At 58.4% G+C, this 24,262-nt stretch carries 30 protein-coding genes; 18 read left to right on the forward strand and 12 right to left on the reverse strand.

What is annotated here, in order from left to right:
• Window positions 1-6 precede the first annotated feature (6 nt).
• On the forward strand, window positions 7-474 hold the full coding sequence (locus tag FZZ85_RS11090) for a DUF1823 family protein (RefSeq protein ID WP_226415215.1): 468 nt from the start codon (window positions 7-9) through the stop codon (window positions 472-474).
• A gap of 1 nt (window position 475) precedes the next feature.
• On the opposite strand, the gene FZZ85_RS12220 is transcribed toward FZZ85_RS11090, so the two are convergent.
• On the reverse strand, window positions 476-691 hold the full coding sequence (locus tag FZZ85_RS12220) for a L,D-transpeptidase family protein (RefSeq protein WP_370631188.1): 216 nt from the start codon (window positions 689-691) through the stop codon (window positions 476-478).
• Between the two features lie 20 nt (window positions 692-711).
• Window positions 712-858, reverse strand: coding sequence for a L,D-transpeptidase (locus FZZ85_RS12225; protein ID WP_370631189.1), 147 nt, complete (start codon window positions 856-858; stop codon window positions 712-714).
• A 130-nt stretch (window positions 859-988) separates the two neighbouring features.
• Here FZZ85_RS12225 and der point away from each other — a divergent pair, with 130 nt between their 5' ends.
• The 6 genes from der (at window position 989) to proC (ending at window position 5,679) form a co-directional block, all read left to right on the forward strand.
• Window positions 989-2,356 (forward strand): ribosome biogenesis GTPase Der, encoded by a 1,368-nt coding sequence (der, locus tag FZZ85_RS11100; protein WP_226415217.1) that lies wholly within the window; start codon window positions 989-991, stop codon window positions 2,354-2,356.
• 3 nt (window positions 2,357-2,359) lie between these two features.
• Window positions 2,360-3,268 carry an energy-coupling factor transporter transmembrane protein EcfT gene (locus tag FZZ85_RS11105; protein WP_226415219.1) on the forward strand — a complete coding sequence of 303 codons (909 nt, stop codon included), beginning with the start codon at window positions 2,360-2,362 and terminating at the stop codon, window positions 3,266-3,268.
• 14 nt (window positions 3,269-3,282) lie between these two features.
• On the forward strand, window positions 3,283-3,549 hold the full coding sequence (locus FZZ85_RS11110) for a PipX family protein (protein ID WP_226415221.1): 267 nt from the start codon (window positions 3,283-3,285) through the stop codon (window positions 3,547-3,549).
• A 4-nt stretch (window positions 3,550-3,553) separates the two neighbouring features.
• Window positions 3,554-4,216, forward strand: coding sequence for a YggS family pyridoxal phosphate-dependent enzyme (locus tag FZZ85_RS11115; RefSeq protein ID WP_226415224.1), 663 nt, complete (start codon window positions 3,554-3,556; stop codon window positions 4,214-4,216).
• 75 nt (window positions 4,217-4,291) lie between these two features.
• Complete coding sequence (locus tag FZZ85_RS11120; RefSeq protein WP_226415226.1) at window positions 4,292-4,858, forward strand: cell division protein SepF; 567 nt, start codon at window positions 4,292-4,294, stop codon at window positions 4,856-4,858.
• An 8-nt stretch (window positions 4,859-4,866) separates the two neighbouring features.
• Entirely contained in the window at window positions 4,867-5,679 is an 813-nt protein-coding gene (proC, locus tag FZZ85_RS11125) for a pyrroline-5-carboxylate reductase (protein ID WP_226415229.1), read from the forward strand.
• Here proC and cobI read toward each other — a convergent pair.
• On the reverse strand, window positions 5,676-6,386 hold the full coding sequence (gene cobI, locus FZZ85_RS11130; RefSeq protein ID WP_226415232.1) for a precorrin-2 C(20)-methyltransferase: 711 nt from the start codon (window positions 6,384-6,386) through the stop codon (window positions 5,676-5,678). The genes proC and cobI overlap by 4 nt on opposite strands.
• 68 nt (window positions 6,387-6,454) lie before the next feature.
• On the opposite strand from cobI, the gene FZZ85_RS11135 reads away from it, so the two are divergent.
• From FZZ85_RS11135 to FZZ85_RS11145, 3 genes are read left to right on the forward strand one after another with little or no spacing between them, the layout of a single operon-like run.
• Window positions 6,455-7,015: an acireductone dioxygenase gene (locus FZZ85_RS11135; RefSeq protein ID WP_226415234.1), complete on the forward strand. Its 561-nt coding sequence runs from the start codon at window positions 6,455-6,457 to the stop codon at window positions 7,013-7,015.
• A gap of 49 nt (window positions 7,016-7,064) precedes the next feature.
• Window positions 7,065-7,289 carry a hypothetical protein gene (locus FZZ85_RS11140; protein ID WP_226415237.1) on the forward strand — a complete coding sequence of 75 codons (225 nt, stop codon included), beginning with the start codon at window positions 7,065-7,067 and terminating at the stop codon, window positions 7,287-7,289.
• A complete protein-coding gene (locus FZZ85_RS11145; RefSeq protein WP_226415240.1) occupies window positions 7,290-7,808 on the forward strand; it encodes an isoprenylcysteine carboxylmethyltransferase family protein in 519 nt (172 codons plus the stop codon).
• 9 nt (window positions 7,809-7,817) lie between these two features.
• Here the strand turns inward: FZZ85_RS11145 and FZZ85_RS11150 are convergent, their stop codons facing one another.
• From FZZ85_RS11150 to hpf, 5 genes are read right to left on the reverse strand one after another with little or no spacing between them, the layout of a single operon-like run.
• On the reverse strand, window positions 7,818-8,987 hold the full coding sequence (locus tag FZZ85_RS11150; protein ID WP_226415243.1) for a glycosyltransferase family 4 protein: 1,170 nt from the start codon (window positions 8,985-8,987) through the stop codon (window positions 7,818-7,820).
• 32 nt (window positions 8,988-9,019) lie between these two features.
• The gene (locus FZZ85_RS11155; protein WP_226415246.1) at window positions 9,020-10,399 is read right to left on the reverse strand and encodes an MFS transporter; all 1,380 of its coding nucleotides are present in this window, start codon (window positions 10,397-10,399) and stop codon (window positions 9,020-9,022) included.
• 28 nt (window positions 10,400-10,427) lie between these two features.
• A complete protein-coding gene (gene recO / locus FZZ85_RS11160) occupies window positions 10,428-11,201 on the reverse strand; it encodes a DNA repair protein RecO (protein WP_226415248.1) in 774 nt (257 codons plus the stop codon).
• A complete protein-coding gene (deoC, locus tag FZZ85_RS11165) occupies window positions 11,202-11,882 on the reverse strand; it encodes a deoxyribose-phosphate aldolase (protein WP_226415251.1) in 681 nt (226 codons plus the stop codon).
• Between the two features lie 14 nt (window positions 11,883-11,896).
• Entirely contained in the window at window positions 11,897-12,484 is a 588-nt protein-coding gene (hpf, locus tag FZZ85_RS11170; protein WP_226415253.1) for a ribosome hibernation-promoting factor, HPF/YfiA family, read from the reverse strand.
• An 11-nt stretch (window positions 12,485-12,495) separates the two neighbouring features.
• Here hpf and lipB point away from each other — a divergent pair, with 11 nt between their 5' ends.
• The 4 genes from lipB to FZZ85_RS11190 all read left to right on the forward strand — a co-directional run bounded on the left by lipB (window position 12,496) and on the right by FZZ85_RS11190 (window position 17,322).
• A complete protein-coding gene (lipB, locus tag FZZ85_RS11175; protein WP_226415255.1) occupies window positions 12,496-13,194 on the forward strand; it encodes a lipoyl(octanoyl) transferase LipB in 699 nt (232 codons plus the stop codon).
• Window positions 13,195-13,222: 28 nt separating this feature from the next.
• The gene (locus FZZ85_RS11180) at window positions 13,223-15,136 is read left to right on the forward strand and encodes an AMP-binding protein (protein WP_226415257.1); all 1,914 of its coding nucleotides are present in this window, start codon (window positions 13,223-13,225) and stop codon (window positions 15,134-15,136) included.
• 97 nt (window positions 15,137-15,233) lie between these two features.
• Window positions 15,234-15,677: a YlqD family protein gene (locus FZZ85_RS11185; RefSeq protein ID WP_114989554.1), complete on the forward strand. Its 444-nt coding sequence runs from the start codon at window positions 15,234-15,236 to the stop codon at window positions 15,675-15,677.
• Window positions 15,678-15,879: 202 nt separating this feature from the next.
• Window positions 15,880-17,322: a tyrosine-type recombinase/integrase gene (locus tag FZZ85_RS11190; protein ID WP_226415259.1), complete on the forward strand. Its 1,443-nt coding sequence runs from the start codon at window positions 15,880-15,882 to the stop codon at window positions 17,320-17,322.
• A gap of 281 nt (window positions 17,323-17,603) precedes the next feature.
• Here the strand turns inward: FZZ85_RS11190 and FZZ85_RS11195 are convergent, their stop codons facing one another.
• Window positions 17,604-17,753, reverse strand: a complete 150-nt coding sequence (locus tag FZZ85_RS11195) for a hypothetical protein (protein WP_226415261.1) — start codon at window positions 17,751-17,753, stop codon at window positions 17,604-17,606.
• Between the two features lie 495 nt (window positions 17,754-18,248).
• Between FZZ85_RS11195 and FZZ85_RS11200 the strand changes: the two genes are divergently transcribed.
• Entirely contained in the window at window positions 18,249-18,542 is a 294-nt protein-coding gene (locus FZZ85_RS11200; protein ID WP_226415263.1) for a hypothetical protein, read from the forward strand.
• A gap of 209 nt (window positions 18,543-18,751) precedes the next feature.
• Here FZZ85_RS11200 and FZZ85_RS11205 read toward each other — a convergent pair whose 3' ends face one another.
• Complete coding sequence (locus FZZ85_RS11205) at window positions 18,752-19,339, reverse strand: recombinase family protein (RefSeq protein WP_226415265.1); 588 nt, start codon at window positions 19,337-19,339, stop codon at window positions 18,752-18,754.
• Between the two features lie 155 nt (window positions 19,340-19,494).
• Here FZZ85_RS11205 and FZZ85_RS11210 point away from each other — a divergent pair, with 155 nt between their 5' ends.
• Complete coding sequence (locus FZZ85_RS11210; protein WP_226415267.1) at window positions 19,495-20,622, forward strand: DUF4236 domain-containing protein; 1,128 nt, start codon at window positions 19,495-19,497, stop codon at window positions 20,620-20,622.
• Here the strand turns inward: FZZ85_RS11210 and FZZ85_RS11215 are convergent.
• A complete protein-coding gene (locus FZZ85_RS11215) occupies window positions 20,606-21,370 on the reverse strand; it encodes an ion transporter (protein ID WP_370631190.1) in 765 nt (254 codons plus the stop codon). The genes FZZ85_RS11210 and FZZ85_RS11215 overlap by 17 nt on opposite strands.
• A 369-nt stretch (window positions 21,371-21,739) precedes the next feature.
• Here FZZ85_RS11215 and FZZ85_RS11220 point away from each other — a divergent pair, with 369 nt between their 5' ends.
• Window positions 21,740-21,988: a DUF1651 domain-containing protein gene (locus tag FZZ85_RS11220; RefSeq protein WP_226415276.1), complete on the forward strand. Its 249-nt coding sequence runs from the start codon at window positions 21,740-21,742 to the stop codon at window positions 21,986-21,988.
• 1,538 nt (window positions 21,989-23,526) lie between these two features.
• Window positions 23,527-23,772 carry a hypothetical protein gene (locus FZZ85_RS11225; RefSeq protein WP_226415269.1) on the forward strand — a complete coding sequence of 82 codons (246 nt, stop codon included), beginning with the start codon at window positions 23,527-23,529 and terminating at the stop codon, window positions 23,770-23,772.
• 296 nt (window positions 23,773-24,068) lie between these two features.
• On the opposite strand, the gene FZZ85_RS11230 is transcribed toward FZZ85_RS11225, so the two are convergent.
• Window positions 24,069-24,262: hypothetical protein (locus tag FZZ85_RS11230; RefSeq protein ID WP_226415271.1), on the reverse strand; the 194-nt coding region annotated here is incomplete at its 5' end.

Here is a 24,262-nt window from a genome sequence, read left to right on the forward strand (position 1 = left end):
GGGTCTATGCTGCACAACGCAATCGACATGACCTGGCCGCTCAGTCGTTCGTTGCTGTTGCAGATCCTCGAGGACCGCTGCAGCGATCGCTTTGTCTGCGAAAGGATCTGGGAACGTTTGGGCTATCGGCCTGCTGAACCGCAGTGGTGCGCCGGCCCCGATACACCCTCTGAGTGGGCCGAAGCCTTCCCCCAGGCTCCCGAGTTGATTGCTGAGCGACCCGCGTCGGTTCGTCTGACCCGCTCGGTTCCCAAAGAACACAAGCAACTGCTCAAGCAACAGCTCAACTTCGCGGGTTACCGGATCGGTGAGTTGTATCCCCGCCGCACCCGGCGAGCCACGGCGGTGAACTGGTTGCTGGCCTGGCTGGCAGGACTGGGAGAACCCCTGCCGGAGCAGGGGCCCTTGGGCCCGGAGCTTCCACCTCCTGCCGATCCGGTGAAGGGGCATCCCGGTGATCTTCCGGTGGGCTGACTCAGGCCCGAATCGTGATGGGTGTGCCTTTCGGGGTGTTGTGGAACAACCAACGGGCGTGGTTCATCGGCATGCGTACATAGCCATGGTTGCGGGGCACGCCGAAGGGTTGCCCTGCGTTCTCCTGCGAGGGGGCGGCGTGCTGGCAGATGGCCTCGTTCGCACTGACGCACATCGTGAACGGCACCCCTGAAACGGTGTAGGTGCGTCCATACATCGTTGTGGAGCGGTACTTCGTTAGACCTTGCTGTCGAAGATCGGTGTTGGCGTTGAGGCCTTGCCGGTGCTGATCGGAATCACACGGACAACTGCCTGGTCGCTGTTGTAAACGGTCAGGCGTTGGTCGGGAAGGTCGACCACAAAACTGGCGACGAGCTCGAGCATGGCGAGGGACCACACTGAACCTGCCCTAGCCGTCTCAATTGAGTTTTATTTGTCTTGCTCTGAAAGAATTTTGGGTCTGAAGTGGGTTTATGGCTTCTCTGTAGGGTGAAAGATTGTCCTGAGCAAACCCTTGGCGCGTCCAGTCGTCGCAATCATCGGACGCCCCAATGTCGGTAAGTCGACCTTGGTGAACCGGTTGTGCCGCAGCCGCGAAGCCATCGTTCACGATCAGCCTGGTGTGACGCGTGATCGCACCTACCAGGATGGTTATTGGGGCGATCGCGAATTCAAGGTCGTTGACACCGGTGGGCTGGTGTTCGACGACGACAGTGAGTTCCTGCCGGAGATCCGGGAGCAGGCGGCTCTTGCGCTCGAGGAAGCCAGTGTGGCTCTGGTGATCGTGGATGGTCAGCAGGGGCTAACGGCCGCTGACGAATCCATCGCTGAATTTCTGCGCAGTCACCGCTGTCCCAAGCTTCTGGCGGTGAACAAGTGCGAGTCGCCGGAACAAGGCCTGGCGATGGCTGGCGAATTCTGGGGTCTGGGCCTGGGTGAACCCCATCCGATCTCGGCCATCCACGGAGCCGGCACCGGAGAATTGCTGGATCAGGTGCTCACCTTTTTGCCTCCGAAGGATCAGGAGGGTGATGAGGAGGAGCCGATTCAGATGGCCATCATCGGCCGGCCAAATGTTGGGAAATCAAGTCTTCTGAATGCCATCTGCGGTGAGCAGCGGGCGATTGTCAGCCCGATCCGAGGCACCACTCGCGACACGATTGACACCAGCATTACTCGTGAGAATCGTCCTTGGCGCCTGGTGGACACGGCGGGCATCCGCAGGCGTCGCAGCGTCAACTATGGCCCGGAATTCTTTGGCATCAACCGCAGTTTCAAGGCCATTGAACGCAGTGATGTCTGTGTTCTAGTAATCGATGCCCTCGATGGGGTGACCGAGCAGGATCAGCGCCTGGCAGGCCGCATTGAAGAGGACGGCCGTGCCTGCGTGGTGGTCGTTAACAAATGGGACGCCGTGGAAAAAGACAGCCACACCATGACGGCGATGGAAAAGGAGCTGCGCTCCAAGCTCTATTTCCTTGATTGGGCCCCGATGCTGTTCACCTCGGCGCTCACGGGCCAGCGGGTGGAGAGCATCTTTGCTTTGGCCGCCTTGGCCGTTGAGCAGCACCGCCGCCGCGTTACGACGTCCGTTGTGAACGAGGTGCTGAAGGAAGCGCTGAGTTGGCGCAGTCCCCCCACCACCCGTGGTGGCCGCCAAGGAAAGCTGTACTACGGCACCCAGGTGGCAAGTCGGCCCCCCAGCTTCACTCTGTTTGTCAACGACCCCAAATTGTTCGGAGAGACCTATCGGCGCTATGTCGAGCGCCAGATCCGCGAGGGTCTCGGCTTTGATGGCAGCCCGCTGCGCCTGTTCTGGCGAGGCAAGCAGCAGCGTGATGCCGAGCGCGACCTCGCCCGTCAGCAGAGTCGCAAAGGCTGAGCCATGGACTGGTTGCGCCAGGTCCCCATAGGGCAATACGTCGATGGCTCCACCGGTTGGCTTCGGCGCTTGGACCCGCGGCTGAAGCTGGCCTGGTCCCTTGTGTTTCTGCTCACGCCAGTACTGGCAGGACCTCTCTGGCGCGTTGGCCTGGTAGTGGCTCTGGTGCTAATCACCCTCGGCAGTGGTCTGGCCCGCTCGCTGTGGTGGCGGTCTGTTCTGTTGTTGACGGCCTTGGCATTTGTGGTGGGCCTGTTGTCGATGTTGTTGCCTGCTGTGGATCCCCCTGCGGCCTTTCCTCTGCGCAATCCGGCCGAGCTCCCGGGGCTCGAGACGGAAGGCCCCGCCTGGGACCTTCTGCGTCTCGGTCCCCTGCAGTTGGGTGGGCTCCAGCTGGGCCCTTTGGTGGTGGATCGGGCCTCGGCGGTGCTGGGGCTGCGAACGTCGACCTTGATCTTTTCCGTGATTCACAGCGTCAATCTGATGCTGATCACGACCCCTCCAGAGGATCTGGTCTGGGCCCTCAGTTGGTGCCTGGCTCCGTTGAAGTGGTTGGGGTGTCCGGTGGAGCGGCTGGGGTTTCAACTGCTGCTGGCGCTTCGTTTTCTGCCTCTGGTTCAGGAGGAGCTCCAGAATCTGCTCCGCTCCCTCGCCAGCCGTGCCGTCAACCTGCGCCAGTTGGGGTTCAAGGCCGGTTTCGGTTTGGTGCTGGCCGTCGGAGAGCGGCTGCTCGCCAACATCCTTCTGAGGGCTGAGCAGGGAGCTGATGCTCTAGTCGCCCGTGGTGGTCGAATTCTTGGCCCTTCGTACTTCCGTATGCCTCCCGATCGGCCTGCTCCCTTGCTGAATGGCCTGGCGATGATCGCTCTGGTGTTGGTGATCGGGCTTCGGGGTCAGTACGGTGGTCTATGACTATCGATTAGGGCATGGCGTCCGAGCGATATCTGAATCACCCCACCTTCGGGATGCTCTATCGGGTGGCTCCGGCTGGAGAAGGTCGTGACGTCTACGCCACGCTGTACGCCCAGCGCATGTTCTTCCTGGTGACGCTCCAGCCCCGTGGCGCCCAATTCGAGGTGATTCCCTACGGAGACGCGCGTCACCACGCTGAGGTGCACCTGGGCCGCTGCAGGCGGAATGGGGCAGAGGATCTGGACTCCTGGACTCAGCTGTTCGATCAGACGTTCATCTGAACCCTTGACCGATTCACTCGCTGCGCGGTGGCAGGCGCTCAATCTCGACCGTCCTTCCTCCGCCAGACTCCTGGCCGTCAGCAAAGGGCACCCAGCAGCTGCTGTGCGTTGCGTGGCTGAACTTGGTCAGTTTGATTTCGGGGAAAGCCGCGTTCAGGAGGCTCTGCCGAAGCAAGAGGAGCTGATCGATCTGAACTTGCGCTGGCATTTCATCGGTCGCCTGCAAAGCAACAAAGTGCGGCCGGTGGTGAAAGCCTTCGATGTCATTCACTCGGTGGATTCCCTGTCGCTGGCCGAACGGGTGTCGCGCATCGCTGTGGAGGAGGCTCGTCAGCCTGACGTTCTGCTGCAGGTGAAACTGCGCCCAGATCCCAGCAAGGGGGGGCTGTCGGCCGATGAACTAAGCGCCATTTGGTCAGACCTTCAGGCTCTGCCGGGGTTACGGATCTCGGGTCTGATGACCATGGCGCCGCTCGATATGGCTGCAGAGCAGCGCAAGGACTTGTTTTCTGACTGCCGTGCCTTGGCCGATCAGCTTGCTTTGGAGGAGTGCTCGATGGGGATGAGCACGGATTGGAAAGAGGCGGTGGAAGCGGGCAGTACCTGGCTCAGGATCGGTTCGGCACTGTTCGGCCCGAGATTGGTGTCAACAGACGCTGCGAATTGACTTGCCCCGCCGCAGCGAAAACGGTATCCAGGGACATGGTTTTCGAACCTCATTCAGACCGAGAGGAATCCCAAGGTGTCGCTGATCTCCCGTCTCCGTGCCGTCGTCGCTGGCGATGACTATCTCGATGGCGAATTGGATGATTTCGCTTACGACGACGAGCAAGACGACCAGGATCAGCGCGCCCTGCAGGCTGACGGAGGTGCGTTAGCACCCATTGGTGACTCCAACCCGTTTGATCTCGGTGGTGATCTGCCTGGATCCAACGTGATCGGCATGCCCGGCATCAGCAATGCTGCGTCCGAGGTGAATGTGATGGAGCCCCGCAGCTTTGATGAAATGCCTCGGGCCATTCAAGCTTTGCGGGAACGTAAGACCGTCATCCTCAATCTCACGATGATGGAGCCCGACCAGGCGCAGCGTGCTGTTGATTTTGTGGCTGGTGGCACCTTCGCGATCGATGGACATCAAGAGCGCGTCGGCGAGAGCATCTTCCTGTTCGCCCCCAGCTGCGTCACAGTGACTAACACCGGTCAAGACGAAGCCTCAGCTCCAACAGTGGTGAGCCGTGAGGCTGATGTGGCGGATGTCGACGAATCCGCCAGCGCACCCACCCCCGCCTGGGGAGCGGCTGCACTCTGAAGCTCCCCGTGCAGCCCGCTTTCGGTGTTATCGGCCTGGGTCGCATGGCTCAGGCCCTTGTTACTCCTCTTTTGGAGCGCGGACGGATTTCTGCCGACCAGCTGTTCGCGGTCGTTGGAGGATCTGGCTCGATTGATCAACGGTGTGGGGCCTTGCCGGCGGGCATCGGTTTGGTTGCCGCTGATGATCCTTCCGCTCAGCAGGTCTGGACGGCCCCTGTTCAGCTGCTTGCGGTGAAGCCGCAGCAACTTGATGCCGTTGCAGCAGCTGCGGCACCTGTTGCGGGTCAACCGCTGCTGATCTCCGTGTTGGCGGGGGTGTCTCTGGCGCGTTTGCAGCATTTGTTTCCCGGTCATCGCTGTGTGCGAGCGGTGCCCAATACCCCTGCGCTTGTGGGAGCGGGCTTGACAGCTCTGGCCTGGGGGGAAGGGATCGACGAAGGGCAACGGGACCAGGTGCGGCAGCTGTTCGCTGATGTGGGCGAAGTGCTGGAGCTGACGGAAGCCAAGCTTGATGCCTTCCTGGCCCTCACTTCATCGGGCCCTGCCTTTGTGGCCCTGGTGGCGGAAGCCATGGCTGATGGAGCTGTTGCAGCCGGTCTTCCCAGAGACCTGGCCTTGCGGCTGAGCCATCGCACTCTGGCTGGAACGGCTGAGCTGCTGGACCGTCGCGATTTGCATCCTGCCCAGCTCAAGGACATGGTCACCTCACCAGGGGGCACCACGATCGCCGGCGTCCGCGCGCTGGAACGCATTGGTCTGCGCTCCGCCTTGATAGAAGCGGTTGTCGCTGCTGCAGAACGCAGTCGAGAGCTGGCCTAGGGCAACACCTCCGGCCATCCCTGACGGATCAGCAGCAGCGAGAAATAGGGGCGGGGTTCGGCCGCGACTGCATCCGCGCAGCAGATCTTCTGGTTGGGCCAGCCGACCCGTTCGGCAAACAGCGCTTGCTGCAGCAGACCTCGCTGCTTCAGCAGGGGTTGCACCCAACTCCAGCGCCGGCCCAGCTTCAGCAGGGCAAGAACTTGACCCGTCGCAGCGGCGGTGTCCAGCACCTTCTCCAGCTCCTCGGGGGTGTCGGGGCAGGGGCGCAACAGCAGTTGGTCCTGCTGAAGCGCGAGGGGCCAGAGGCCGGCAGCCGCGGCTGCCGAGCAGGAGGTGATGCCAGGAATCACGCTGATGGGACAGTCGGGCCATGCCTGACGAAGGGCCAGCAGCACATAGCTGCAGCTCGCAAACACGGACGCATCTCCTTCGCAGAGCAGTGCCACGTGTTGGCCGGAACGGACAGCCTGCTGCAGCGCCTGTGCTGCTGCCCCCCAGGCGGATCGACGCGGTTCGGCGGCTTCCACCATCGGGAACAACAACGGCAGGCGCTGATGGTCGCTGTGGATCCAGGCGGCGGCGATTTTGGCGGCCATGCTGTCGCTCCCCGGACGGCCCACCGGGTAAGAGACCACATCCGCTTTGCGGATGGCTTCAACGGCGGCCAGGGTAAGTAGGGAAGGATCACCGGGGCCGACTCCCACCAGCGTGAGACCCCCAGTCGTGGTGGGATCGATGATGGTCAGCAGTCGATGCGCCCGGGGTCCAGACGATGAGTCGTCTCAGCATCTTTCCAGACGAAACCGCAGCCCATGCTCCGGATGAGCAAGTGCCCGAGCTGGAGAGCCATGATCCAGCGGTGATTCAGGCGGAGCTCAGCCGCCGAGGCATCAGCTTTGAGCAATGGCCAGCTGAGCAGAGCCTGACGGATGGGGCCGATCAGTCCGCCATCCTTCAGACCTATGCCGATGCGATTGCCCGGGTTCAAGGCGATGGCGGTTATGCCACGGTCGATGCGATTCGGATGACGCCGGATCATCCTGATCGTGAGCTCCTGCGCCGTAAGTTCCTTGAGGAGCACACCCACGCCGAAGACGAAGTGCGCTTTTTTGTGGAAGGGTGCGGTTTGTTTGTGCTGCACATCGGTGCCGAGGTGCTCAGCGTGCTGTGCGAACGGGGCGACTTGATGCGGGTCCCTGCCGGGACCCGTCATTGGTTTGACATGGGCTCTCAGCCCCGGTTTTGTGCCGTGCGTTGGTTCAACAACCCCGAGGGATGGGTGGCGCAGTACACCGGCAGCAACATCGCCCAGCGTTTTCCCAGGCTTGACTAGGGGGGCTTTCAGGAGATCTTGATGCGCCTCAATCGCTCCTTTAGAGCCCTTGGGTCCCGCCGATCCGCGGGAGCTCGGGCGGATCTGGATCGGAATTGAACCGCAGTCCCCCACGGGGCGAGGCCATCTAGGCATTCATCTCGACCCCAGCGTCAACCGTAATGCCAACAGCGGCAGGCTCGGCTGTGTCGGCTTGATTCGCTGGGACGACATGCAGACCCTCGCGGGTCTGGTGCAGCGCCGTAACGTCCGAACATTGGTGGTGAGCGAGTGAATGTTCTCCGATTGGGGCTTCAGTTGGGGCGGCTGGTTGGACAATCGCCGGGGTGAGTGGTGGCTGCTGGCGCAACTCCTGCTGATCACGGCCCATCTGCTGCCGGTCTGGCCTGCTCCGGCCAGCTTCGGTGTGGCGATCTGGCCCAAGCACTTGTTTTGGCTGGGCTTTCTGCTGTTGGCTTTTGGTCTGTTTAGGGCCATTGAGGCGTTTCACTGCCTTGGGGCCAGCCTTTCGCCGCTGCCGGCGCCCAAGCCGTCCAACCAGTTGATCGCCACAGGCACATATGCCATCTGCCGGCATCCGTTGTACCGGGCCGTGTTGCTGTGTTCCGCAGGAGTGGTGCTGGCCACAGGCAGCCTGCTTCATCTGTTGCTTTTGGTCAGCCTCGCGGTGGTGCTGCGGGGCAAAGCCCGCTTCGAGGAGCAGGGGTTACGGGCGCTGCATCCGGATTACAGCCAATACGCCGCGGTCACTCCGGCGATTTTGGGCTGGGCTCCTGGATTGGACTGGCGCTGATTGGCTGGCTCAGGCGGCGACCGTGCTGGCTTGAATCAGGTCGGAATAGAGCTGTTCGAGAGCGTCGATGTTGCTTGAAATCGTGTAGCGCTCCAGGGCGCGGAGTCGGGCTTTGCGGCCCAGTTCAGCCGTTAGCACCGGCTGGTCCCTGAGCACCGGCAGCAGCGTGCGTAACTGGGTGGTGACGCCCTGGGTACTCAGCACGATTCCCGCCCCTTGCTCCAGCACCTCGCCATCGGCACCGGCATCGGTGGCCACGCATGCTGTTCCGGTGGCCATCGCCTCCAGTAAGGCCAGTGACAGGCCCTCTACAAGGCTTGGCAGGATGAAGACCTCAGCGCACTGGAGCAGGGCAACCCGGGTGTCCAAGTTCGGCTCGTGGCCCCACCAGAGGATTCGATCTTCGTTGAACTGGTTCATCAGGCTGTTGCGCAGCGGGCCGTCGCCGACGATCACCAACCGACAGCCTTCCGGTGAGACCAGACGCCATGCCCGCAGCAGGGCTTCAACGTTCTTCTCCGTTGCCAGGCGCCCCATGTAGAGGAAGATCCGTTCTCGGCCCAGCCGCTGCCGAACCTGTTGATGCATCAGTGAAAGGGTGCCGGGGCTAGTGGGGCACCAGCGGTCAGTGTCCACACCATTGGGAATCACCGTCAGACGATCGGCTGGAACGCCGAGGCGCTCGAGAAAATCCGCCTGAAGCTGTGAAAACACGATCACCCGCTCATAGCGAGCCAGGGCCGGTGCATACAGCTGGTAGGTGAGCTGTTGGGTGCCCGCCGTCAGGTTGCGCAGGCCTGCATCGAAGGGAGGATGAAAGGTGGCGACCAGGGGCACGCCCAATTGCTGGCAGAGCTCCGGCAGGCGGAAATCCAGGGGCGAAAGGGTGAGGCTGGCGTGCACCAGGTCGGGCTGCAGCCGCTCCAGGGATTCCCGCAGCTCCCGCTGCGCTCCTGGTGAAGGGATTGTGTAGACCTGCGATTTGACCAGATAGGGCAGGCTGACGTCCGGGTCGTTAGCCAGCAGAGATGTGTTGTCGCGCTCTGGGCTGCGCGGATTATCGAAATGGATGAAGTGCACCTGATGCCCGCGTTTTCGCAGGGCTTCCGTGGTGCTGATCCCGTAGGACACATTCCCGCAGAAGGGAGCCTTCTTGCCGAGCCACGCAATCTGCGCCAAGCGGGTTGGGCCTCCTCAGGCGAAACGGCAAGTTAGCAGCGTTGCCACGGTCGCTCGATCATCGCCGCCACCAGCGCCAACCCTGCCAGCAGCCACAGCACCGGTTGAAGACCGATGCTGCTCACCAAGGTGCCTGCCAGCACCAGCGGCAGACTCAGGGCGATGTTGATCAAGTTGTTCTGAAGCCCGAACACCCTGCCGCGCTCGGTTTCGGGGGTCTCTTCTTGAATTGTGGTCTGCGCTGGTATCGCTACCAGAGCTGCTCCAATGCCGAGGATGCCGCAGAGGCTCAGGGTGAAGGGCAGAGATCCCCGCAGTTGGCTGAGCAGCACCAAGGTCCAGGTGATGGTTCCAAGGCCTGCTGCCGTTAGTCGGCGGCGGCTGAACCGATGGCCCAGCTGGGCGATCACCACGGCTCCGATCGCCATGCCCAGACCACTCATCGCGAGCAGGGCACCAAAGCCTGAAGCCCCCAGGTTGTCGATCAGGGCCGCCAGTTGGAGCGCTAACACGTAGAGCGCTGCCAACAGGCTGTATAGAAGCACCAGGTGAATCATGGCGCCGCGAACCGACGGCACCCGGCGCAGCACCTGCAATCCTTCGCCGATCTCCGCCCACACCGATGTGTTGGAGGCGGGCTTTGGGGCTTCCTGCAGCTTCAGGCGCGACAGGCTGAGGGCCGCGAGGCCGTAGCAGAGAGGTAGCAGCAGAAACTCGCCGCCATCGATGCCGAGGATCGCCAGGCTGCTGTGCAGGGCGCGAAGAATCGGTTCCCCCAGGGCGAAGCCCAGGATCGTGGCCCCCATGCTGGTGGCTTGGTAGAGGGAGTTGGCTGCCAACAGGTGTTCTCCCGGCACCACCACAGGAATTGTGGCCTGTTCCGAGGGGGCAAAAAACTGGGTCAGGATCGACTCCAGGAAGGTCATGCCCACTAGCCCCCAGTAGCCCCAGGGGAGACCAAGCCAGACGGGCCCTGGCAGAAGACATAGCGGTGCGAACACCACCAACAGGGCTCGTACGGCATTGCTGGCCACCATCACCCGACGCTTGGGCCAGCGGTCAGCCCAGACCCCAGCCACCGTTCCCAGCAGCATGGCCGGGATGGTGTTCGCCACAAAGATGCCTGTGGCGAGCAGGGTGATCACCTGGGTGCGCGTGCTGATGTCAAGGCCGTAACCCGACGCCATTTCCGCCAGCACGCCACTTCCCTGCCCCCTCAGCAGCAAGTGCTGATCGATCAGGAAGACCATCAGCACGATGTAAAACTTGTCCGCCAGCTGGGAAAAGATCTGGCCCAGCCAGAGTTTTCGGAAGTCGTTGAGGCGAAGCACGGCTTCCAAGCCGCGCTTCCCCTCCGGATTGCTGCCGGTGGGCAGAGCGGGTTCAGGGGTGGTGAGGCTGGGTCCGCTCAAGGGGCAATTGCATCGCGGCCATGATGGCTCACGCGCCTGCCAGCAGCGTCTCTCGCAGCATGGCCAGGGCTTTGCTGGGTCGGTTCAGATGCGTCCGGCTCCAGATCTCGACCAACCGCAGCAGTCGGCTCCATACGGCTGGGGGGCCCATCAGCTCCCCATCCCGGCGACGGGGCAGTTCGGCCCTAGTCAGTCGCTGCAGTAGGGCCAGTTCGGAGGGATTCAGCTGGATCGCAGCCCCAGGCTGCTCATCGATCGCAAACCCGTCCTGTGGCAGCAGGCTGCAGCGCCAGTCCCACTGCCCCAGCGGTGGGTCCAGGGGATCGCCCGTGATGCAGCAGGTCTGCAACGGCAGTCCATAACCGCCCAGGGTGAGCAGATGGATGCAGGCTTGGACCGTGCAGGCCAGCACCAGCTCCGGGTCGGCTCGGTGCTCCTCCAGGCGTTCCAGATGCAGCTGCATCGTGGCAAGCAGCCCCTCCACGGGGTCCTGGGCCGCCAGTTGAAGGCACAGATCACACAGGGCCTGCGCCGCAGCCAGGGTTTCCAGCTGTTGTCCGAGGCCTGAAAAACTGCGCAGCACCCGCAGTTGTCGCACCCGGGTCAGGCCACTGCGTCCTCCTACCTGCAGTTCCAGCAGGGTGAGGGGGGCCGCGGCGGCCAGACTGCTCTTGGGACGGCGTGCTCCGGGAACGGCGAAGCGACTAACGCCCTCCGCATCACTGAGCAGGCTCAGCAGGCGGTCGTGCTCGCCGAGGGGGCCTACCTTGAGGGCGAGTCCGGTGAGGCGTCGTTCTGCCATTCAGGCCGCGGGGCGGCGCTGGGCCTGCAGCAGAGCCGGCGCGCTGCTGGTGCCCAGCAGATCGGCCCCCGCCAACAAAAGCTCTCCCGCATGGCTGAGGCTATGGATGCCCCCGGCCGCCTTGATGGCGCAGCGTTTGCGGATCAGCTGTTTCAACTGGCGGATCTGATCTGCATGACATGCCGGACCGAAGCCGTTGCTGGTCTGCAGTCCCGCAGCGCCAGCATCGATGGCGGCCTCCACGGCCAGCTCCAGTTGTTCGCTTTCCAGTCGTGCCATGTCCAGGACGGCCCGAAGGGGAACCCCCAGCTCACAAAGGGCGGCGAGTTCCTCGGCAAACGTGCCTGAATCGCCATTGGCCAAGGCGTTGAAATCAGGCACGACATCGAGCTCCTGGGCGCCATGGGCGGCACACCACTCCGCTTCGGCCAGCTTGAGTTCAGCGGGAATTGCTCCGAAGGGAAAGCCAATGACCGCCACCAAGATGGGGCCTGCGTCGGTGGTCCCGATGCGTTCCCGCAGCATCGGCAACTGACGCGGTGTAGTGCAGATGGCCCGCACGCCCTCCTGCATCCCGGAATCGCAGAGGGCTTGCAGCTGGTCCCGGGTCAGCAGGGGGTCGAGGATCGCCTGATCAAGCCGGGGAGGCAGTTCGGGGAGCTCTTGGGCTGGATCAGCCATAGCGGGCTGGGAGGTCAGTCACGAGCCTGAATCACGCCATACCCCCCGTGGTTGCGTCGGTAGATCACCTGCAGTTGATTGCTCTCCTTCTCCCGGAACAGGTAGAAATCGTGGTCGATCAGATCCAGTTGACGGCGCGCCTCATCCAGGCTCATGGGCGGCATGGAGAAATATTTGCGTCGTACACCCGGATTCGGCAGTTCCGCCTCACGCCCTTGCAGAAGGGAAGCTTCAACGGGGGATGCATCGTTGACCACATCCGTGCTGGGGGTGTGGCTGGCGCTGTGGCCGTGGCTGTGGTGGTGATCGCTGTGGCGTTCTTTCCAGCGGCGCAGTTGGCGGGCCAGTTTCCCGGCGGCCAGATCGATGCTGGAGTAAAGGTTTTCACTGCGTTCTTGGGCGCGGATCACCGTGCCGTTGGCAAAAACCGTCACTTCAGCGGTCTGCTGAGGTACGCGGGGATTGCGGGCCACTGAGAGATGGACGTCTGCCTCGCGAACGGCATCACCGAAGTGCGCTGTGGCCCGCTCCAATTTGGTTTGGGTGTAATCCCGCAACGCCGGCGTGATCTCGAGGTTGCGACCATGGATCAGCAACTTCATGCCTCGCTCCTGTGCCGGTTGTTATCGGCAAGCTAGATACGGCGCACGATTCGGCCCACCCCCAGCGTGCATTTCTTTTCGAGCCCGGTCATCCGGTTCGATTCGATGCGGCCTGGTCGGCGCAACAGCGCTGGCAGAGCAGTCTTCTGGCTGATCCATCGGCGCCGGAGGCGGTTTGGATCCTGCAGCACAAGCCCTGCTACACCCTCGGCCGCGGTGCCAGCGAGGAGCACCTGCATTTCGATCCCCTCGACCCACCAGCACCCTTGTACCGGATTGATCGTGGCGGGGAGGTGACCCATCACTTGCCCGGCCAACTGGTGGCCTACCCGGTGTTGGACCTTCGGCGCCGTAATCCTGATTTGCACTGGTATCTGCGCCAGCTGGAACAAGTAGTGCTGGATGTTATGGCGGAGTTGGGCTTGGAGGGTCAGCGTCTGCCGGGGTTGACCGGCCTCTGGTTGGACAACCGCAAGGTCGCCGCCATCGGTGTGGGCTGTCGCCGCTGGATCACTCAGCACGGCCTGGCCCTGAACGTCGATTGTTCGATGCAGGGGTTTGAGCAGGTCACCCCCTGTGGTCTCAGCGGTCGCGCGGTCGGGCGGCTTGCCGACTGGTTGCCAGGACTGACGTCGGCTGAGGTGCAGCCGCTGCTGCGGCAAGCCCTGGCCCATCGTTTCGGTCTGGTCTGGGAGGAGGAAGCGAGATAGACCTGAGCTGTTTCAACCCCTGCCTCGGATGACGGCCAGCTGGAGCCCCATAACCCGCGAAACGGACGCTTTGCAGCGTCATGCCCATGTTCAGAGGTTGTCGAGGGTCGATGCGGTGTGGCCCTGGCTCGCCGACCGCTACGGGCTGATTGCCGCCGTCGATGCGCCCCATGCGGCGCATCCCGAACGCTTCAATTTCGGCGAACTGGCTGAGCGGATCGCTACTGCTGCCGCCGCCTTTCGTCACCATGGCGTGAACGATGGCGATGTGGTGGCTCTGTTTGCCGAGAACAGCCCCCGCTGGCTCGTGGCGGATCAGGGGCTGATGCGTGCCGGTGCCGCTGATGCCGTGCGCGGAGCCTCTGCCCCTGTAGAGGAGCTGCGTTACATCCTCATGGACTGCCAGGCGACGGCCCTAGTGGTGCAGAACGCTGAGGCATGGCATCGTCTGGCCCTTCCCCCAGACCAACGGGCTCAGCTGCGCTTTGTGCTTCAGCTGGAAGGGGAGCCTGCCGAGGGCAGCATCGGCTGGGAGGCGTTTCTGGCATCAGCTGCCGGGCTTGATCCCGTTTGCCCGGCGGGGGGGCGAGACGCCGTGGCCACTGTTCTGTACACATCGGGCACAACCGGGCAACCCAAAGGGGTCCCGTTGACCCACGCCAACCTGCTGCATCAGATGAGCTCGCTGGCCTGTGTCGCCTATCCCGAGCCCGGTGCTCCGGTTCTCAGTGTGCTGCCGATCTGGCATGCCTACGAGCGCAGTGCCAGCTACTACTTCCTCTCCTGCGGCTGCACGCAGACCTACACAACGATTAAGCAACTGAAGAAGGATCTGCCGCGGGTCCGGCCGATCGCGATGGCCACCGTGCCGCGGCTGTGGGAGGCGGTTCAGGCTGGATTTGAGGATGTGCTCAAGACTTTCCCCCCGTCCCGGCAGCGCCTGCTGCGGGCGGCCTTGGCCAACAGTGCTGCCCAGCGCAAAGCCGTGCGTACGGCGCGCAACCTCCTGCTGGATCCGGTATTGGCCTCCGGTCGGCTTCGTGCCTGTGGCTCCGCTGCCCTGCGCTGGCCCCTGCATGCCCTGGCATCGACCTTGATCTGGCCGAAGCTGCGTCGCCAGCTCAGTGGTGGTCAGCTCGCCTATCCCATCAGCGGTGGTGGTGCCATCGCGCCGCACATCGATGCCTTCTTTGAGGCCGTTGGGATTGAACTGCTGGTGGGCTACGGCCTCACGGAAACCAGCCCTGTGGTGAGCTGCCGCAGGCCTTGGCGCAACATCCGCGGCAGCTCCGGCCTGCCTATGCCCGAGACCGAATTCCGGATCGTCGACCCCGACAACGGCCAGCCCCTGGGCTTCCGGCAACGGGGGCGGGTGATGGTGCGGGGGCCTCAAGTGATGGCGGGCTACCTCGGCAAACCCGAGGCCAGCGCCAAGGTTCTCGATGCCGCGGGATGGTTTGACACCGGCGATCTCGGCATGCTCCTGCCGGATGGTTCCGTGGCCCTCACCGGCCGCGCCAAAGACACGATTGTGCTGAGCAGTGGCGAGAACATCGAGCCCGGCCCCCTGGAGGAAGCCCTGGTGGCCAGTCCCCTAATCGAGCAGGTGATGCTGGTGGGCCAGGACGAACGCCAGCTCGGTGGTCTGATCGTTCCCCGGGCGGAGGCAATCGTGGCCTGGGCGGCTGAAGCCGGGGTCAACTTGGCGCAGGACCTGGGCGGCCAACCCGGTGATCCGGCCCTGCTCCGCTTGTTGATGCGCGAATGCAACCGCTTGCTCAAGCAGCGGTCTGCTTCCCGTGGGGATGAACGGCTGGCCGGGGTGGTGCTCGTGGATCCCTTCAGCATTGAGAACGGACTCCTGACCCAGACCTTGAAGCAGCGCCGTGATCGCATCACCAGCCGCGATAACCACTTGATCGATGCCCTTTATGGACGTTGAACGCGGCGCTGCTGAAGAGGCTTGTGGAGCGGTCGGTTTCCCGGTGATTGACCCCACGTGAAAGGGCTGACACGCTTTGGCCGTCTTCCATGAACCCATGTCCGACGGCACTTCCCTGACGATCAAGCGTCCGATCACAGTCCGCGCCGTGGTGACACCCACTTGGAAAGAGGAAGCAGAGCGCGAACTCAGCAATGGCATTGCCACCGCTGACCAACAGCTGGCTCAGTTGGAACAGGAAGGTCAGGACGTGGTGGACCAGGTGCGTCGTCAGAGCGCCAATCCCCTTGATCCCCGGGTTCAGGATCAGGTGGCGCAGATCCAACAGCAGGTGGCGGCCAAGCGTGCCGAGCTGGAGGAGCAGAAGCGCAACCTGCTTCAGCAGCAGGCCCAGGTGCGTGAGCTGGAGATGGACCAGATCGTCGAGCAGGGTCAGCTGGAGAGCAGCTGTGAGCTGAAGGTCGGCGACAACCTGGTGCAGAAGATGCAGGTTGCCATCGTTGTGAAAGATGGCGTTGTGCAGTCGATTGAGGAAGCCTGATCGGCTTGCCTCTGCTGACTCGTAAACTCCCCTGATCTGCCCTCTCGGAGACGGTTTTGGCGACCACGGACATCTTCATGACCCAGTCCTAGACTGGGTTTTTTAGTTAGACGGCATGTTGGACACGAGGTTGCAGGAGAACTAAACTTTGCTCCAGCAACTCATCTTGCCCCTCTGCTGGACAAGGTGTTGGACACTCGGGATGCCCAAACTCCATTCCAAGGAACCAACTCTTAATGGGCGTGCATACATTTGCGCCTATGCAGATCGTGAGTATCTGTATTTGCGGATTCCGATTGGTAATCGCAAATACTCAAATATCTCTTTGCAGACTACGGATATAAAGGTTGCACATGACAAAGCGCTTGACGTTTATACAAAGGCAGTAAATACACCAGCAAAGAAGAGATCAAAAAAACATCTCTTTACTACTGCATGCGAAAACTTTTTACGTTATAAAGTTGAGCAGGCGGAAATCGGACAGATAACTTCTGGGACGGTAGCAACTTACGAACAACGCATCTATCAACGTATCTTGCCTTATGTAAAAGAGATTGGAATCAAACTCGTTGGTGATATCGGTAAAGATACTTTTATCAAATATGCAACTTACTATCGTCAGGTAAAGACAAAAGGAAAGTGGAGCACAGCATCTAAAGGACTTGCTGTGTCAACCATCAATAGCGATATCACCACGCTCAACGAACTTTTGGCATGGTGTGTTCAGAATGAATTACTAGAATTTCGTGTATGGAAAAAGATAGAAAAACTGAGGGACAAGAAGGATCATAGAGAAGACTCCAATCCTGCATACATGCCTGATGAATGGGAGCAAATAAAGAAAACTATTATTGATTGGGAGAGCGGTGAGTCGGATTCAGTTAGGAAGTGGAAGAGGCGCTGGTATAAGAACTGGTTGTTTTTCATGTATCACGGTGGATTTAGGTGCCATGAAACTAGGGCACTTACTCTTGCTGATATTGATGTTGTCCGGAGAAATGGAAAGGTTCGATGGGGTATAGTACAGGTGCCATCAAACACTAAGACTGGTAAGAGAACAACAATAATGAATGGCAACTGGTTGAATTCCGTGAAGTATCACCTGAATGTAGGCATTAAACTTCGCAATCAACAAATTGAACAGCACAATAAAAAAGTAGAAGAAGGGACTTTGGAAAGGTGGAGAGCATGTAAAACCAAGATTGAGATGCTGGAGTTTCCACCAAAAATGGATACCCCATTAATGGCAAATCCATTTGGTTATTTGATCAAGGCACCAGCAGGAGCAGATAAAACTTACCAGTGGTTGACTGAGCATGATATTGATTTCTCTTGGCATGCCAAAGTTGATATGACACCACCCACGGATGAAACCGTTAGGCAAAAACTAGATTCTATCTTTAAGCATTTAGAGTTTTACCAGAAGAAGGATTACACCCTGCATTCCTTGCGCTCAACTCACATTACGCATGCTCTGATTCTTAAAGATATGAACATCAGGCAGATTGCTGACAACGTTGGAAACTCCCAATCTGAAATCGAGTCCACTTACTACAGATTGAACAACTTGCTGAACATGGAAAAACTTGGTTTCTTCAAGGATGAGTTGGAGAAGAAGGAAGAACTGGTTGTGGAAGAGTCCTGACCACTTAACCTTTCCGGAACGAAATTTCCGGAACGAAATTTTTGGAGCGGAATTTTTTTGAGGATATGGATTCGTTATTGCTCTTGGATTTGGTTACCTCTGGAGGTCCTTGAGACTCTTCGATTTAGTGCTCCTTTCATTTCTTCTTTCTCTTGCTTGAGTATGCCTCCTTAATTAGTTCCCCCACCAACTCATCTGGTTTCATCCTCCAGCATTTGCCTACATCGATAAGCATCTGGTAATGGACATCTGAGATCTTGATGGTCTTTGCCATATCTGCCTCAAATCAGGTTCAGCGTTGATTGCTGACGGCGGTTGTAAAACTCTTTGATTGCCATCTTGTGCAGAGAACTTCTGTCAATTCCTAACTGCTTCATCAGTTCATATTCAATAGGAATCACTACAGGTGCTTCGTGCTTGCTGTAAGTCATATTGAATCTTGGTGTATTTGCTATCATAATAGTGCTTATTGTGGTGGTATTTGGCGCGTGTATGGAGTCTCAATTATTTAGCACTTTGGTTGCTGCAACTGGTTTTTTGATAGATTGATCTCTTAGATGAAGAAGACAGTATGATTTATTTTGATGTTAAAAATGAATCCACTTCGTGGATTGTCCCCTTCGGGGACTGACTCTGTTGTTGTTATATCCCTTTGGAGTGTATTTAGGCGCACCCCTCAGATCAAACTAGACAAACTAGTTATGTCTGAAATGAGTTTCACTAACGTCTAATGTTAAGGATCGGAAACAATTGAGTATTAAAGAGTCTCTAATCTCCTTATCAACCCTGGCAAAGTAATTCTATTTGATTATTGATAATGTGTCAAGCAAGTATTTGATTGACGATTTAATTTAGTTCCCTTATGATTGAATCAGCAGTTAGCAACTGCCTGAAAATAAAAGCATCAATTATTAGAGAATTGGATTATGAGAAGGAGTCATTCCAACGAATTTGACTGGATTCAGTTCCAGCAGTTGCAGGACTTTTACCGGCAATACCTAGAGCACCGTCTTTCTGACCCAACGCCTCACGCCACCTTCAAGCGGTTTCTTGTTGCCCGGAACCAGCGCCCCCTCTGCAACCTTTACGACGCTTGGAGGAAAGGGCACACCATGCTTCCTGAGGTACTGGAAACCAAGTTCACGTTTGCCTTCTCATGCCTTGGCATGAATAACAGCGGTCAGTACTTGAACGTCACCCTGCAACGAATCACCAGGTGATTAGCGGCAAACAGGGTTCCTAGCAATCACGCGTGCATGAGGGTTCCTTGCCATCGCTGCCCTTTCAGCGTCCTGGCGGTTGCTGGCAACGATTTCCTCCTTCCAGGTTTTTCCTCCTGAATAAAGGGTGATCTCCCATTTCCAGGTGCAAGACATGGCAGGTGCAGGAATAAAGAGCAGAAGGGCAACGAGGAGGGTTCTGTGCAGCATCAGGCAACTTCCTGCTGCTGCTGGATGATCCGACGGACCATGGATGTGGTCATGCCCATAGCGGAGGAGATGGTCCCGTAACCATCACCTCTCTGACGCATCTCCATCACCGCTGCTGCCTGCTGTGGCGTGTAGGAGCGTTTCCGACCGAATTTGACCCCACGGGACTTGGCAACCTCTCTGCCTTCAGCAGTTCTCTTCTTGATGGATTTCAGTTCCATCTCGGCGGCGTAACCCATCACGCCAACCACCAACTTCACCAGTTCCTCTGGCATCGACGCTGTATCCAGTCGACCGTCGAGCGTCTTGATGGCAACGCCTCGTTCAATCAGAGCGTTCACCTCCACCAGCATTTCCACCATGGAGCGACCTAGGCGGTCCAGTTCATGGATCACCAGCGTGTCGCCATCACGGAGACCATCCAGGCATTTGCTCAGTTCAGGTCTTTCGCCATAAGCAGAGGTGCCGGCGATCTGGTCCCCGTAGATCCGCTCGCAACCTGCTTCCCTCAGCGATTGCTCCTGGCGTTCGCTGTCCTGCTCGCTGGTGCTGGTCCTCCAATACCCCCAGGTCGCCATGAGTGCCATGCCGAATCTCTGCCGAAACTATAGTGCATTTCGGCATGGATTTCCGACATGCCCAGAAACCAGTTGTGGCGGTTTGGCAATTGCCATGTCGGAAAGCGAAAGTTTCGACACCCCTGAAATGACTGCACACTTGGTCAAGGTTGAACCTCTGATTGATGGCGTGGGCATTCCGTAAGCGCATCAAGGTCATTCCTGGCGTCTACATCAACCTCAGCAAGAGCGGCATCAGCGCCAATACGGGTGTCAGGGGTGCCTCCCTGACATTCAGGTCAGATGGCGTTTATCGGAACCTTGGTCTTCCTGGAACGGGCATCTACAGCAGGCAAAAGGTTGGTGACTATGGCGGTAGTGCGCGAGATGAAGGCACCGATCAGGAGTTCGCTCCTGATGAAGCATTTGAAGTCGCGGCACCTGATTACTCCTTCATTAGTGCCGACCCTCTTGAGGTCACCAGCGATGGACTTCAAGGACTCCAGCAGGCAGTCATAGATGCAAATCGGCAAAAGCAAGAACTGACCCGTGATGCTGAGTCGATCAAGGGTTCCCTGTCTCTCCTGCGTCTTGGGGAGGTCCTGTCCAAGGTCTGCCTGATCTACTGCTTCGTGCCCTCCCTCAAAAGGAGCATCCAGGCAGGAATCAAGGGGCGACAGGATGCTCTTAAAGAGGTGACGGAATCCATCGCGGCATCTGCGGTTTCGCTCGCGGTGGAGATGGATGCTGATTGCAGTTCTGCCTATCAAAAGGTTCAAGGCACCTTCGATGCACTCACCCGTTGCTCCTGCATCTGGGATGTCACCTCAGGGAGTGATGTCGATCGGGTTCAATCTCGCTCCGCTGCTTCGATGAGCGTTGAGCGGTCGATCACAAAGTGCCTACGCAAGGACCTTCCAGGCATCACTTCTTCTGAAACTCCCCTGGTCTTTCTGAATCGGAACGGAGCAGACATATATGTGTATCCGGGATTCTTCGTGATGTTTGAATCTCCATCCCGTATGGGCATCCTCGATATTTCAGAACTAGAAGTCAATTTCGAGGCAACCCGATTTATCGAGACGGACACAACGCCTTCTGATAGCAAGCGAGTTGGAGAGGTCTGGGAGAAATCGAATAAGGACGGTAGTAGAGACAAGCGTTTTGCAGAAAATCGGCAGTTCCCAGTAATGGAATACGGCGAGATTACTTTCAAGTCTGCGTCGGGAATATACGAAAAATATATGTTCAGTAACGCCAGGGCGTCGGAAGATTTCTTCAACGCTTTGCAGGCGCTTAAGGATCTTCTGTAGAGTTCGTAGATCCAAGAGATTCGGTGAAACCTGCCGAAATAATTCCGATAGGAATGGCGATCACAGCAATCCCGCATATAGCGGTTAATGCTGCCACAAGTTTCCCAAGTGCTGTTATGGGATAAGTATCGCCATATCCAACTGTTGTCACCGTAACAACAGACCACCAAAGGCATCTGGGTATTGAACCGAACTGCCCCTTCTGGACTCCACCTTCAACTAAGAACATCAATATGCTGCTAATAGTGATGACAACGCCCGAGTAAATAGCGGAAATCTGAAGTGCTTCTTTCTTGGCGGTGATTGCTTTATTGAAATGCTTGATGCTTTGACGAAAGCGTTTTGAGCGACCGACCCTTCCTATTCGTGCCAAGCGAATAATCCTAAGCAAATAGAGTTCCGGAGTAATAAAACCAAGGATGGTTGGAGCGATTGCAATTAGATCCAGGATTGCCAGAGGCGTAATGGCGTAGTCCCAGGCACCTCGAATGCCTCTCCTCGCTCCGTCCCTAAGTGGAGAAACCCAGAGTCGCAAGATGTATTCGATCAGGAAGATGATTGCGACTGCAATATCAAGTTTTACGAGTAAATCTCCCAGCGACGATCGGACAACAGGTTCTGTCGCCATGACCGCCAAACCGATTGACAAGGCAATCAGCAGACCTATCGCCTTGACGGCGTTAGTCGCCCTCCCCTGCTCATCCTCAGAGTTCAGTGAGTGGAAGAGTGTTTCTCGGAAAGTTCGCACGACGACTGGACTTTGCCCGTCCTCATCTTGTTGTCACTCATCGTTCGGCGCCACCGGCAGCACTTTCTTCGGATTTCCCTCTTGACCCAACCCGCCTGACTGGGAGTAGAACATATGAACTACTCACGAGGAGGGTTCGATGTCGGAAGAGGAATGGGACTTTGTGGATGGTCTGAAGCGGACCAGGTCTTCGTGCGTCTGTATGACGTGCCAGCACTTTTCCTATGTGTGCGACCAGAACTGCCACACGTTGTTGACGTGCGGTCTTCAACGCCGCCAGGTCCCTCACGGCGAACACCTCACCAAGAGGTGCCGCAACTGGATGGTCCGCAGGGAAGCGGATATGGGTTGGTGCCCGGAGGTGGCGTTATGAGAGAGGGATGGTTGATAGATGGCGACGACCGTTGGATATGGCGTTTCTGGCGTGATGAGACTGCGTGGGTTCGGGATACGAAGGTTTTCCTGGACAGAGGACGACTACTTCCTGGAGAGGAACCGCTGCTGAAGGAGAGGCGTTACCTACGCAAGGACGCAGCAGAACAGTTGTGGCGTTCTCTTCAGACCCAGGGGTGGAAGCAACTGAAGACGCCTGCTTGGGGAGCAACTGCTGAACCCTGAACCTCTGCTACTTGTAAGCAGGAATACTTAGGGCGAGTGCTAAGAACTCTGAACGAGGAGATACCTCGCTAGGTCAGGCACCTGCGGGGTGTTTTTTGTGCGTAGCGGTCACGGAAGTCCCTCCTCATCGGTGAAGGTGGTGATCGCTTGGCGTCGTCCCGCCCAGCGGCACTTTCAGTTTCCGAAGGAGCGATAGGGATACCGCTCCTTTTTTTGTGCCCCTGCTGCCGTTGAGGAAGTCAGGTGGTTCTACGGATACTCATTACGCCTGATCCACCCAAAACTCCCGCATCTCCTCTTACGCACAGAGGAGGGTTGGATTTGGAGGAGGTGCCGTCATCACCCCCTCCTTTTTTGTGCCCTGCGGAACCTCCCTATTTGCTCCCTAGTCGGGTTGTTCTTCCAGGAGGAGGGTGTGTGTGGTGGTCGTAAGAACAAGGGACCTGGGGCACGGGAACCCAGGTCTTTTTTGTGTCCTAGATGAACTGACGGGAAGGCGTCCTCATCAGTAGTTCCCGTGGAAAACCGTTGCGACGACTGACGCCAGCGAACAAGTGAACAACGCAAGCAGGGCGAACTCCATAAGGGTTTGTTTGAGGTGTTCCCCTGTGATGCCTCTGGTCGCAGCAGAGGTGTCGTAGTGGTCCGCACCAGAAGTCGCTGATGAGCGGTTCTACCGATGGCGGCGGGTTTGTTACGGGGCGAACATAAAAGGGCATCATCCGTAAAGGGATGAATGCGTCGAATAGAGCAGAGGGTGGGACCTCTGCTTTTTCTTGGGTTGCTGACCCCAGTAGTCGTTTGGTCGTAACCGCGACGACCAGTAGGTGAACCTCGCGTAATCCTTCGGATGCTTCTTCGGTGAAGGGGCAAATGCGTCGAACTGAGAGGGGGTGGGACCCCTCTTTTTTTGGCAGTTCGTAAACGACGCCCACGGCACCCCTGATTGCCTGAAGAGGGTGGTGCTGCTGGCGAGTCCAGCACCTTCGACGCGTTCGTCCCCTTTTTTCTGGCGGCATTCCCTGCCGCCTTTTTTATTGCCTGCTGGCAACCGAACCATGAACGGTCCTCACCACCTCTTCTGACGGTTCTCCTACTCCTCACGGGAGAACACCTGGAGCACTCTGAGGAGGTCACAGGGAAGAGATCACCAGACCTCTGGGGATGAGATCCCAGGGGTCTTTTTTTTGGGGTCCCAGAAGGTCCCAGCAGATGTGTTGGTGGAAATGCTGGTCGATTTCAGAAATACGTCCCTAACAGTCCCAGGAAGTCCTATCCGGACCTCAAATCTGCGAACACCCTCTCCGTTTCCCAGTAGATCTCAGCAGATCTCAGACAGTCCCAGCGCTTCTGTAAATGACTGCGTAGGAATCGATCTGCATGATTGAAATGTCCCAGGAGGTTTCACTAGATCTCACCGTTTCTCGACGTGGTGTTGGTGGATGTATTGGTGGAAATTGCAGGGCGGTTATCCCATCAGAAATGTGCCCTCAAGGCATATTCAGCGTCCATAGCGTTCCCTCAGTCATTTTTTATCCATGACCGAAGAGAACTCCAGCAAGGAAACCTCCAACAAGTGCGGCGGGAAGAACAAAGCGATGCTCGCCTATGGCGTCGTCCAAATCTCTTCCACCGTTGTTTCCGCCATTTCCTTGGCAGCAATCGCTCTTGGTCTCTGTGCCGTTAAGCAGGAGAGCAAAGCGTTTAACGGTTGCGTCCAAGAGGTCATCGCTGAGGGCAAGACCAACTCAGCAGCAGTCCGCTTCTGCAACGGCGGCAACTAAGCGGTAGTTCCGCTCATGCCCTGGTGCTCTGACCCGCCTTAGAACATGGATGAGGTCAGAGACCGATGAATCAGTAACCAGGTCTCAGCGACCTTCAGGGGGGTCCCGCACCCCCCTTTCAAATGCGCGCTTCTACGGATGGCGGCATATGCGTGGATAGCGAGTATTCGGTCAACCCTCTGTAAGGGGGTGAATGCGTCGAACACAGGCAGAGGGTGGGACCTCTGCTTTTTCTTGGTTGCCTCACACCAGGGACTTTTTGTTGTGACGGCGACGACCCGTAGGTATTTCTTCCGTCATCTTCGATTCGTTCCCTTCGGTGAGGGGACGATGCGTCGTACTGAGAGGGGGTGGGACCCCTCTTTTTTTTGGCAGTTCGTAAACGACGCCCACGGCACCCCTGATTGCCTGAAGAGGGTGGTGCTGCTGGCGAGTCCAGCACCTTCGACGCGTTCGTCCCCTTTTTTCTGGCGGCATTCCCTGCCGCCTT

This window comes from Synechococcus sp. MU1642 (assembly GCF_020514115.1).
Taxonomy (GTDB): Bacteria; Cyanobacteriota; Cyanobacteriia; order PCC-6307; family Cyanobiaceae; genus Parasynechococcus.

Excerpts from the sequence above, each read along its gene's own strand:
- FZZ85_RS11145 (WP_226415240.1), top strand. The coding sequence starts at position 7,290 with ATGTTCTCCGATTGGGGCTTCAGTTGGGGCGGCTGGTTGGACAATCGC.
- FZZ85_RS11210 (WP_226415267.1), top strand. The coding sequence starts at position 19,495 with ATGGCGTGGGCATTCCGTAAGCGCATCAAGGTCATTCCTGGCGTCTAC.
- FZZ85_RS11135 (WP_226415234.1), top strand. The coding sequence starts at position 6,455 with ATGAGTCGTCTCAGCATCTTTCCAGACGAAACCGCAGCCCATGCTCCG.
- FZZ85_RS11190 (WP_226415259.1), top strand. The coding sequence starts at position 15,880 with ATGCCCAAACTCCATTCCAAGGAACCAACTCTTAATGGGCGTGCATAC.
- FZZ85_RS11225 (WP_226415269.1), top strand. The coding sequence starts at position 23,527 with ATGACCGAAGAGAACTCCAGCAAGGAAACCTCCAACAAGTGCGGCGGG.
- deoC (WP_226415251.1), bottom strand. The coding sequence starts at position 11,882 with ATGGCTGATCCAGCCCAAGAGCTCCCCGAACTGCCTCCCCGGCTTGAT.
- recO (WP_226415248.1), bottom strand. The coding sequence starts at position 11,201 with ATGGCAGAACGACGCCTCACCGGACTCGCCCTCAAGGTAGGCCCCCTC.
- FZZ85_RS11105 (WP_226415219.1), top strand. The coding sequence starts at position 2,360 with ATGGACTGGTTGCGCCAGGTCCCCATAGGGCAATACGTCGATGGCTCC.
- FZZ85_RS11205 (WP_226415265.1), bottom strand. The coding sequence starts at position 19,339 with ATGGCACTCATGGCGACCTGGGGGTATTGGAGGACCAGCACCAGCGAG.
- hpf (WP_226415253.1), bottom strand. The coding sequence starts at position 12,484 with ATGAAGTTGCTGATCCATGGTCGCAACCTCGAGATCACGCCGGCGTTG.
- FZZ85_RS12225 (WP_370631189.1), bottom strand. The coding sequence starts at position 858 with ATGCTCGAGCTCGTCGCCAGTTTTGTGGTCGACCTTCCCGACCAACGC.
- FZZ85_RS11180 (WP_226415257.1), top strand. The coding sequence starts at position 13,223 with ATGACGGCCAGCTGGAGCCCCATAACCCGCGAAACGGACGCTTTGCAG.
- FZZ85_RS12220 (WP_370631188.1), bottom strand. The coding sequence starts at position 691 with ATGTATGGACGCACCTACACCGTTTCAGGGGTGCCGTTCACGATGTGC.
- FZZ85_RS11090 (WP_226415215.1), top strand. The coding sequence starts at position 7 with ATGCTGCACAACGCAATCGACATGACCTGGCCGCTCAGTCGTTCGTTG.
- FZZ85_RS11110 (WP_226415221.1), top strand. The coding sequence starts at position 3,283 with ATGGCGTCCGAGCGATATCTGAATCACCCCACCTTCGGGATGCTCTAT.
- FZZ85_RS11195 (WP_226415261.1), bottom strand. The coding sequence starts at position 17,753 with ATGACTTACAGCAAGCACGAAGCACCTGTAGTGATTCCTATTGAATAT.
- FZZ85_RS11185 (WP_114989554.1), top strand. The coding sequence starts at position 15,234 with ATGTCCGACGGCACTTCCCTGACGATCAAGCGTCCGATCACAGTCCGC.
- FZZ85_RS11220 (WP_226415276.1), top strand. The coding sequence starts at position 21,740 with ATGAGAGAGGGATGGTTGATAGATGGCGACGACCGTTGGATATGGCGT.
- FZZ85_RS11200 (WP_226415263.1), top strand. The coding sequence starts at position 18,249 with ATGAGAAGGAGTCATTCCAACGAATTTGACTGGATTCAGTTCCAGCAG.